General features: G+C 69.8%; 8 protein-coding genes. 6 read left to right on the plus strand and 2 right to left on the minus strand.

Annotation, left to right across the window (positions count from 1 at the left end; all coding sequences use genetic code 11):
* From WDV06_RS34465 to WDV06_RS34480, 4 genes are all read left to right on the plus strand, one after another.
* A partial coding sequence (locus WDV06_RS34465; RefSeq protein ID WP_395513762.1) for a vitamin B12 dependent-methionine synthase activation domain-containing protein occupies window positions 1-992 on the plus strand: 992 nt, incomplete at its 5' end.
* Window positions 993-1,104: 112 nt separating this feature from the next.
* Window positions 1,105-1,806, plus strand: a complete 702-nt coding sequence (locus WDV06_RS34470) for an HAD family hydrolase (protein WP_395513763.1) — start codon at window positions 1,105-1,107, stop codon at window positions 1,804-1,806.
* Window positions 1,807-2,284: 478 nt separating this feature from the next.
* Window positions 2,285-3,889 (plus strand): ABC transporter substrate-binding protein, encoded by a 1,605-nt coding sequence (locus WDV06_RS34475; RefSeq protein ID WP_395513764.1) that lies wholly within the window; start codon window positions 2,285-2,287, stop codon window positions 3,887-3,889.
* Window positions 3,890-3,960: 71 nt separating this feature from the next.
* Window positions 3,961-5,544 carry an ABC transporter substrate-binding protein gene (locus tag WDV06_RS34480; protein ID WP_395513765.1) on the plus strand — a complete coding sequence of 528 codons (1,584 nt, stop codon included), beginning with the start codon at window positions 3,961-3,963 and terminating at the stop codon, window positions 5,542-5,544.
* A 72-nt stretch (window positions 5,545-5,616) separates the two neighbouring features.
* Here WDV06_RS34480 and WDV06_RS34485 read toward each other — a convergent pair whose 3' ends face one another.
* Both WDV06_RS34485 and WDV06_RS34490 read right to left on the minus strand, forming a co-directional pair.
* Window positions 5,617-6,288 carry a response regulator gene (locus tag WDV06_RS34485; protein WP_395513766.1) on the minus strand — a complete coding sequence of 224 codons (672 nt, stop codon included), beginning with the start codon at window positions 6,286-6,288 and terminating at the stop codon, window positions 5,617-5,619.
* A 57-nt stretch (window positions 6,289-6,345) separates the two neighbouring features.
* Complete coding sequence (locus WDV06_RS34490; RefSeq protein WP_395513767.1) at window positions 6,346-7,224, minus strand: RecB family exonuclease; 879 nt, start codon at window positions 7,222-7,224, stop codon at window positions 6,346-6,348.
* Between the two features lie 226 nt (window positions 7,225-7,450).
* On the opposite strand from WDV06_RS34490, the gene WDV06_RS34495 reads away from it, so the two are divergent.
* Window positions 7,451-8,584, plus strand: coding sequence for a site-2 protease family protein (locus WDV06_RS34495; RefSeq protein ID WP_395513768.1), 1,134 nt, complete (start codon window positions 7,451-7,453; stop codon window positions 8,582-8,584).
* A gap of 18 nt (window positions 8,585-8,602) precedes the next feature.
* Window positions 8,603-9,499, plus strand: a complete 897-nt coding sequence (locus WDV06_RS34500) for a tRNA (adenine-N1)-methyltransferase (RefSeq protein WP_042814566.1) — start codon at window positions 8,603-8,605, stop codon at window positions 9,497-9,499.
* The last annotated feature ends 152 nt before the right edge of the window (window positions 9,500-9,651 follow it).

Raw genomic sequence — 9,651 nt, forward strand, 5'->3', positions numbered from 1 at the left:
AGGGCGAGGTCCGCTACGCCCGTGACGCCTTCGAGGGCCTGCGGCTGATGGACGCACTGATCGCCGTCAAGCGCGGCGTCCCCGGCGCCACCCTGCCCGAGCTCAAGCAGCGCCGCGTCGCCAAGCGGGACACGCCCGACCTCCAGGTGGAGGAGCCCGAGCAGCCGGGCGCCCGCTCCGACGTGGCCGTCGACAACCCGGTGCCCACCCCGCCCTTCTGGGGGACCCGGGTCGTCAAGGGCATCCCGCTCAAGGACTACGCCTCCTGGCTGGACGAGGGCGCACTGTTCAAGGGCCAGTGGGGTCTGAAGCAGGCCCGCGCCGGCGGGGCCACGTACGAGGAGCTCGTCGAGACCGAGGGCCGTCCGCGCCTGCGCGGCCTGCTGGAGAAGCTGCACACCGAGAACCTCCTCGAAGCGGCCGTGGTCTACGGCTACTTCCCCTGCGTCTCCAAGGGCGACGACCTGATCATCCTGGACGAGCAGGGCAACGAGCGGACCCGGTTCACCTTCCCGCGCCAGCGCCGGGGACGGCGCCTGTGCCTCGCGGACTTCTTCCGCCCGGAGGAGTCCGGCGAGACCGACGTCATCGGCCTCCAGGTGGTCACCGTCGGCTCGAAGATCGGCGAGGCCACCGCCAAGCTCTTCGAGTCCGACTCCTACCGCGAGTACCTGGAGCTGCACGGCCTGTCCGTCCAGCTGGCCGAGGCCCTGGCCGAGTACTGGCACGCCCGAGTCCGCGCCGAGCTCGGCTTCGGCGGGGAGGACCCGGCCGCCATCGAGGACATGTTCGACCTCAAGTACCGGGGCGCCCGCTTCTCCCTCGGCTACGGCGCCTGCCCCGACCTGGAGGACCGCGCGAAGATCGCGGACCTGCTCCAGCCGGAGCGGATCGGTGTCCACCTCTCGGAGGAGTTCCAGCTCCACCCTGAGCAGTCCACCGACGCTCTGGTGATCCACCACCCCGAAGCGAAGTATTTCAACGCACGCTGACACGGACCGGCGTACACTGGTCGGTCCCAAACAGGCCGGTCACCTGTTCCCGAGGGGATGCCCCACGGGTCCGAGGTGACCGGCCTTGTCGTCCCCGGAGAGAGGCGTACGCATGACCAGCACCGTTCCCGCCCCCGTCGTCCGTACGGCCGACGGGCACGCCCTGCAGGCGGTGCTGCTCGACATGGACGGCACCCTCGTCGACACCGAAGGGTTCTGGTGGGAGATCGAGGCGCAGATCTTCCTGGAGCTGGGCCACCGTCTCGACGATGCCTGGCGCGACGTGGTCGTCGGCGGGCCCATGAGCCGCAGCGCCTCCTTCCTGATCGAGGCGACCGGCGCCGACATCGGCCTCGCCGAGCTGAGCGTCCTGCTGAACGAGCGCTTCGAGGCCCGCATCGCCGAGCAGGTCCCCCTGATGCCCGGAGCCGAGCGCCTGCTGAGCGAGCTGGCCCGGCACAACGTGCCCACCGCCCTGGTCTCGGCCTCCCACCGCCGGGTCATCGACCACGTCCTGCTCACCCTCGGCCGCGACCGCTTCCACCTGACCGTCGCCGGCGACGAGGTACCCCGTACGAAGCCCCACCCGGACCCCTACCTGTTCGCCGCGAGCAGCCTCGGCGCGCACCCCTCGCGGTGCGCCGTCATCGAGGACACGGCGACCGGGGTGGCGGCCGCCGAGGCGGCCGGCTGCCGGGTCGTGGCCGTGCCCTCGGTGGGCCTGATCGAGCCCGCCCCCGGCCGGACCGTCGTCCGCTCGCTGGAGGACGTGGACCTGGCTTTCCTGCGCTCCCTCATCACTCCGATGAACTGAGCGCACACCGTGAGTGCCGAACGGAACGGGGGCCTGTCCCCACTCCGGCGGAAGGATCTTCCGCGCCCGGCCCCGGAGGCCGAAATTCCATCCTGGCGAGAGGGGCTGCAACGGGTGACTTTGGTCACCCGCGCAGCCTTCGCCGGACCTGCCCCGAGCCTCCAGGGGCTTCCCATGTGTCCGATTGATCATCTCCTGACACCATCTGCGAAGACTCCGGCATAAGCGGTCAGTCCGCACCCATCACAGTGCGATTACGCCCCAACTCCTACTGGTTCCAGCCACCCCGTCCCGGGCCACTAATGTCGTCGCGGGCACTCCGCACGCACCTCTGCCGTACCGGCCGCACACCCTTGCACCGGCACGCGCGTGGACCGATCGTCAAACACCGGCCCGATCGTTCCGCCCTGAACGGGCGACCGCAGCGAAGTGCCCTCTACGCCGCTTAACAAGTGCCGGGTGAGGGAGTACTTCCAGCATGAACCGCAAGACCATGGTGCTGACGGCCGCGATGGGCCTGCTCACCCCCGCGCTGGCCGCATGCGGCAGCGCGAGCGGAACGGGAGCGGCGTCCGGAGCGATCGTCGTCGGCACCACCGACCGGTTCGAGGCAGCCGACTACGCCCCCGCCCCCTTCGACCCCGCCTACGCCTACGACGCCTCCTCCTGGAACGTCCTGCGCCAGACCGTCCAGACGCTGATGCACACCCCGCGAGGCGGCGGCCAGCCCGTCCCCGAGGCGGCCTCCGACTGCCGCTTCACCGACAACGACAACGAGAGCTACCGCTGCACCCTGCGGCCCGGCCTCAAGTTCGCCAGCGGCGACCCGCTCACCGCCAAGGACGTCAAGTTCTCCATCGACCGGGTCCGCGCCATCAAGGACGAGAACGGCCCCTCCTCCCTCCTCTCCACCCTCGACACCGTCGAGGTCAAGGGCGCCGACACCGTCGTCTTCCACCTGAAGACCCCGGACGCGACCTTCCCGTACAAGCTCTCCACCCCCGCCGCCGGCATCGTCAGCGAGAAGAACTACGAGGCCAAGAGGCTCCGCACCGGCTTCTCCGTCGACGGCTCCGGCCCGTACACGATGAAGCCCGAGGTCAAGGACAACCACCTCGTCCGGGCCGTCTTCACCAAGAACCCGAACTACAAGGGCGACCTCAAGCTGCAGAACGACAAGGTCGAACTGCGCACCTTCCCCGACTCCGCCGCCGCCACCAAGGCGCTGTCGGACGGCTCCATCAGCATGGTCTCCCGCACCCTGTCCCCGGCCCAGATCACCGAGCTCGCGGCCAAGCCCCCCAAGGGCGTCAAGCTCGTCCCCATGCCGGGCCTGGAGATCCGCTACATCGGCTTCAACACCGACGCCCCGGTCACCAAGGAGAAGGCCGTACGCCAGGCCCTCGCCGCCGCCGTCGACCGCAACAACGTCATCTCCAAGGTCTACGGCAAGTCCGCGCAGCCCCTGTACTCGCTGGTCCCCACCACCGTCCCCGGCCACGTCAACTCCTTCTTCAACAAGTACGGCGAGGCCAACACCGCCAAGGCCGCCGACCTGCTGAAGGCCGCCGGAATCAAGACCCCCGTCAAGCTGACGCTGAACTACACCAGCGACCACTACGGCGACGGCACCGCGGCCGAGTTCGCGGCCCTCAAGGCCCAGCTGAACTCCACCCAGCTCTTCGACATCACCGTCCAGGGCAACGAATGGGGCGACTTCCGCCCCGCCCAGAAGAAGGGCGACTACGCCGCCTACGGGCTCGGCTGGTTCCCCGACTACCCGGACGCCGACAACTTCCTCGCCCCGTTCCTGGAGCAGGACAACTTCCTGGGCACGCCGTACGCCAACAACACGGTGCGCACCAAGCTCATCCCCGAGTCCCGCAAGGCCGCCGACCGCAACGTCGCCGTCCCCGCGATCACGGAGATGCAGGACATCGTCGCCGAGGACGTGCCCGTCCTGCCCCTGTGGCAGGGCAAGCAGTACGTCGCCGCACGCGACGGGATCACCGGAGTGGAATGGTCGGTCAACGCCATCTCCGACCTCCAGCTGTGGGAACTCGGCCGAGGTGTCAGCGGCTGAGACCGGCAGTAACCGGCGGCGGACGTCGCAGGCCGGCGCAAAGATCAGACAAGAACTGTGAAGGACATCGCGTGAAGAGACGTAACCAGTGGCTGGTAGCCCCGCTCGGGGCGGCAACCGCCGCCGCGCTGCTCAGCGGCTGCGGCTCGCAGGACGGCTCGGCCGCCGGCGACGGCAAGGGCGTGGTCATGGGCATATCCGACAAGGTGAATTCCACCGACCCGGCATCCGGCTACGACCCGGGCTCCTGGCTGCTCTTCAACAACGTCTTCCAGTCGCTCCTGAGCTTCCCCAAGGGCGGCACCACGCCCGAACCGGACGCCGCGCAGACCTGCAACTTCGAGGGCGGCGACAGCAAGGTGTTCAAGTGCACCCTGCGCTCCGGCCTGAAGTTCAGCAACGGCCACAGCCTCACCTCGAAGGACGTCAAGTTCTCCTTCGAGCGCACGCTGAAGATCAACGACCCGAGCGGCCCGGCCGTCCTGCTCTCCGCCATCGGGAGCATCGACACCCCCGACGAGAAGACCGTCGTCTTCAAGCTGAAGACGCCCGACGCCACCTTCCCCAGCAAGATCGCGTCCGGCGCGGGCGCCATCGTCGACCACAGCGAATACCCGGCCGACAAGCTCCGCACCGACAACAAGGCCATCGGCTCCGGCGTCTACAAGCTGGACTCCTTCAGCGAGAAGAGCGCCAACTTCTCCGTCAACGACTCCTACAGCGGCAAGGCCAAGGCCAAGAACACCGGCGTCACGCTGAAGTTCTTCAACGGCGACCAGGCCGGCCTCAAGACCGTCCTGGAGAGCGGCGACGTCGACTTCGCCTTCCGCGGCCTCGCCGCCAAGGACATCGCCGGCCTCGCCGCCACCAAGACCGGCGACAACAAGGTCGACGTCGTCCAGGGCACCGGCGCCGAAGTCCAGCACCTGGTCTTCAACGTCAACGACCCCGTCGTCGGCAAGCTCCCCGTCCGCAAGGCCATCGCGTACCTCGTCGACCGCGAGGCGCTCGTCAAGGACGTGTACTCCGGCACCGCCATCCCGCTGTACTCCATCGTCCCCGCCGGCATCGCCGGACACACCACCCCCTTCTTCGACCGCTACGGCGGCAGCCCGCAGCTGGAGAAGGCCAAGGCCGTCCTCAAGGCCGCCAACATCAACGGCAAGATCAAGCTCACGCTGTACTCGACGCCCACCCGCTACGGCCCCTCCACCGACCAGCAGTTCCAGGTCATCGCCAAGCAGCTCAACGACAGCGGCCTCTTCGACGCCGACGTGAAGTCCGTCGAGTTCGAGCAGTACGAGAAGGACATCAAGGCCGGCAAGTACGGCGTCTACGTCAAGGGCTGGGTCCCCGACTACCCGGACGCCGACAACTTCACCCAGCCGTTCTTCGGGCCGGACAACGTCCTGATGAACAACTACGACAACAAGGAGATCAGCGGGACCATCATCCCCACGACCTCCACCAAGGCCGACCGCACCGCGGCCAACCCGGACTACACCCGCCTCCAGGACATCGTCGCCGACGAGCTCCCCATCCTCCCGCTCTGGCAGAGCAAGCAGTACGCCGTCGCCCGCCAGAACATCACCGGCCTCCAGTGGTCCCTGGACGCCTCCACCGTCTTCCGCTTCTGGGAGATCAGCAAGGGCTGACCCGCCCCGGACACACCTCCGCCCCGGCACCCCACGAGGGAGCCGGGGCGGACCCGTACCGGCACACCGCGGCTACTGCGCCCCCGGCCGCACCAGACCGCTCTCGTACGCGTACACCGCCGCCTGCACCCGGTCCCGCAGGCCCAGCTTCGTCAGCACATGACCCACATGCGTCTTCACCGTCGTCTCGCTCACGAACAGGTCCGCCGCGATCTCCGCGTTCGACAGCCCCCGCGCCACCAGCTTCAGCACCTCGACCTCACGCTCCGTCAGCGTCCCCAACACGTCCGGGACGCTCTCCTCACCCGACGGCAGATGACCGGCGTACTTGTCCAGCAGCCGACGCGTGATGCTCGGCGCGAGCATCGCCTCGCCCGCCGCCACCACCCGGATCGCCTGCACCAGCTCATCGGCCGGAGCGTCCTTCAACAGGAACCCGCTCGCCCCCGCCCGCAACGCCTCCACCACGTACTCGTCCAGATCGAACGTCGTCAGCACCAGCACCTTCGCCGGACCGTTCCGCTCCGGACCCGTGATCTGCCGCGTCGCCTCCACCCCGTCCATACGGGGCATCCGGATGTCCATCAGCACCACGTCCGGCTGCAGCGCCCGCACCCGCTCCAGCGCCTGGAGACCGTCCCCGGCCTCACCCACCACCACCAGGTCCTGCTCCGCCTCCAGGATCATCCGGAAGCCGGTGCGCAGCAGTGGCTGGTCGTCGACCAGCAGGACGCGGATCGCCACAGGAACCACCTCGTATTTCGTCGGACGCTTCGACCCGCCCATTCTGCCCGGCCGCGATCAGGAGCCCGCCGGCCGGTCCGGCCTCGGAACGACCACCAGCGGATACACCGGGGGAGTGCCGCCGAACTCCGGACACACCGCCCGGTGATCGCACCAGCCGCACAGCTTCGTCGGCCGCGGCCGCCAGTCACCCGTCTCCGTCGCCTCCGAGATCGCCTCCCACAACGCGTGCAGCTTCCGCTCCACCCGCTCCAGGTCCGCCACCACCGGGTCGTACGTCAGCACGTCACCACTGCCCAGGTACACCAGCTGGAGCCGCCGCGGCACCACACCCTTCAGCCGCCACACCACCAGCGCGTAGAACTTCATCTGGAACAGCGCGCCCTCCGCGTACTCAGGCCGCGGCGCCTTGCCCGTCTTGTAGTCGACGATCCGCACCTCACCCGTCGGCGCCACGTCCACCCGGTCGATGATCCCGCGCAACCGCAGCCCCGACGCCAGCTCCGTCTCCACGAAGAACTCCCGCTCCACCGGCTCCAGCCGCGTCGGGTCCTCCAGCGTGAACCAGCGCTCCACCAGCGCCTCGGCCTCCGCCAGCCACGCCGCCAGCCCCGCGCCACCGTCCCCCTCCGGGAACAGCCCCGCCAGCTCCGGCTTCGCCTCCAGCAGCCGCTCCCACTGCCCCGGAAGCAGCTCCTTCGCCCGCGGCACCGTCCGCTCCGCCGCCGGATGATCGAACAGACGCTCCAGCACCGCGTGCACCAGCGTCCCCCGCGTCGCCGCCGCACTCGGCTTCTCCGGCAGCCGGTCGATCACCCGGAACCGGTACAGCAACGGGCACTGCATGAAATCGCCCGCCCGCGAAGGCGACAGCGAGGCGGGCCGGGCAGCACCCGGGGAAGCGTCGGCGGAACCGGCGCCGGGGATCGTCGTCATGCGTAAAACCCTACGACCCGGCACCGACAGCACGCGCATACCATCGACTCCGGGCCCATCGCCCTGCATGATCGGAGCATCACACCGCGCGACAGCGCCCCACGCCGCCCCACCCGACGTGGCCCACACTGGAAGCACACGCACCGAACGAAGGAAAGCCGTGGCAGACACCGACGAAACCGGCGAGCGCCCCGCCAAGCGCTCCGAACCGGGCGGTGGCATCCTCATGGGCCGCCCCTTCGGCGTACCCGTCTACGTCTCGCCCAGCTGGTTCCTCGTCGCCGCCCTCATCACCTGGGTCTTCGGCGACCAGCTCGACCGGATCCTCCCCGAGCTCGGCCCCGCCCGCTACCTCGTCTCCCTCTTCTTCGCCGTCGCCTTCTACGCCTCCGTCCTCGTCCACGAACTCGCACACACCGTCGCCGCACTCCGCTTCAAGCTCCCCGTGCGCCGCATCCAGCTCCAGTTCTTCGGCGGCGTCTCCGAGATCGAGAAGGAGTCCGAAACCCCCGGCCGCGAATTCGTCCTCGCCTTCGTCGGCCCCCTCCTCTCCCTCGCCCTCGCCGGGATCTTCTACCTCGGCATGAAAGCCGTCGACCCCGCCACCGTCCCCGGCGTCCTCCTCGCCGGCCTCATGGTGTCCAACCTGCTCGTCGCCGCCTTCAACCTGCTCCCCGGCCTCCCCCTCGACGGCGGCCGCATGCTCCGCGCCCTCATCTGGGGAATCACCGGCAAACCCATGGCCGGCACCGTCGCCGCCGCCTGGGTCGGCCGCGCCCTCGCCATCACCGTCCTCATCGGCCTGCCCCTCATCACCCAGACCGGCGTCCTCGGCAACCCCACCCAGGACATCGGCGGCATGGACACCGTCATGGACGCGCTCCTCGCCGCCATCCTCGCCGCGATCATCTGGACCGGCGCCGGCAACAGCCTGCGCATGGCCCGCCTGCGCGAACACCTCCCCGAACTCCGCGCCCGCACCCTCACCCGGCGCGCCATCCCCGTCCAGAGCACCACCCCCCTCTCCGAGGCCCTGCGCCGCGCCAACGAAGCCGGAGCCCGCGCCCTCGTCGTCGTCGACGGCCAGGGCGACCCCACCGCCATCGTCCGCGAGACCGCCATCGCCTCCGTCCCCGAACACCGCCGGCCCTGGGTCGCCGTCAGCACCCTCGCCCAGGACCTCACCGACGGAATGAAGGTTTCCGCGGAGCTCACCGGCGAAGCCCTCCTCGACCACCTCCGCACCACCCCCGCCACCGAATACCTCGTCGTCGAGACCGGCGGCGAGATCTACGGCGTCCTGTCCACCCTCGACGTCGAAAAGGCCTTCGTGAAGGCCATGGCGCGGCCCCAGTCCTGAAGCCAATACACTGGTCACATGTCCGAACCGACCGGTGCCGCCCGCCGACGCGGGCCCTTCGAGGTCGGGGACCAGGTACAGCTGACCGACCCCAAGGGCCGCCACTACACGTTCACGCTCGAAGCCGGGAAGAACTTCCACACCCACAAGGGTTCCTTCCCGCACGACGAGCTGATCGGCGCTCCCGAGGGCAGCGTTGTCCGCACCACCGGCAACGTCGCCTACCTCGCGCTGCGCCCCCTGCTCCCCGACTATGTCCTGTCCATGCCCCGCGGCGCCGCCGTGGTCTACCCCAAGGACGCGGGCCAGATCCTGGCCTTCGCCGACATCTTCCCCGGCGCCCGCGTCGTGGAGGCGGGGGTGGGCTCCGGCTCCCTGAGCAGCTTCCTGCTGCGCGCCATCGGCGACCAGGGCATGCTCCACAGCTACGAGCGCCGCGCGGACTTCGCCGAGATCGCCACCGCCAACGTCGAACGCTATTTCGGCGGCCCCCACCCGGCCTGGAAGCTGACCGTGGGCGACCTTCAGGACAACCTGGACGAGACCGACGTCGACCGCGTCATCCTCGACATGCTCGCCCCCTGGGAATGCCTGGAAGCCGTCAAGAAGGCCCTCGTGCCCGGCGGCATCCTCTGCTGCTACGTGGCCACCACCACCCAGCTGTCCAAGACCGTCGAATCCATCCGCGAGATCGGCTGCTTCGCCGAGCCGCAGCCCTGGGAATCGATGATCCGCAACTGGCACGTGGAAGGCCTCGCCGTCCGCCCGGACCACCGCATGATCGGCCACACCGGCTTCCTCGTCACCGCCCGCCGCCTCGCGGACGGCGTCGAACCCCCCATGCGCCGCCGCCGCCCCGCCAAGGGCGCCTACGGCGAGGACTACGAAGGCCCCGGCAGCGACCGCTCCGCGTAGCCACCCCCCACGCCCCGACCGGGGCGCGGACCCAACACGAAAGCGGGGGGGGGGGGGGGGGGGGGGGGGGGGGGGGGGGGGGGGCGGGGGCGGCGGGGGGGGGGGGGGGCGGGCGGCGCGGGCGCGGCGCGCGCCCGCCCCCGCCCCCCGCC

This window comes from Streptomyces racemochromogenes (genome assembly GCF_044129415.1).
GTDB classification, from domain to species: Bacteria; Actinomycetota; Actinomycetes; order Streptomycetales; family Streptomycetaceae; genus Streptomyces; species Streptomyces racemochromogenes_A.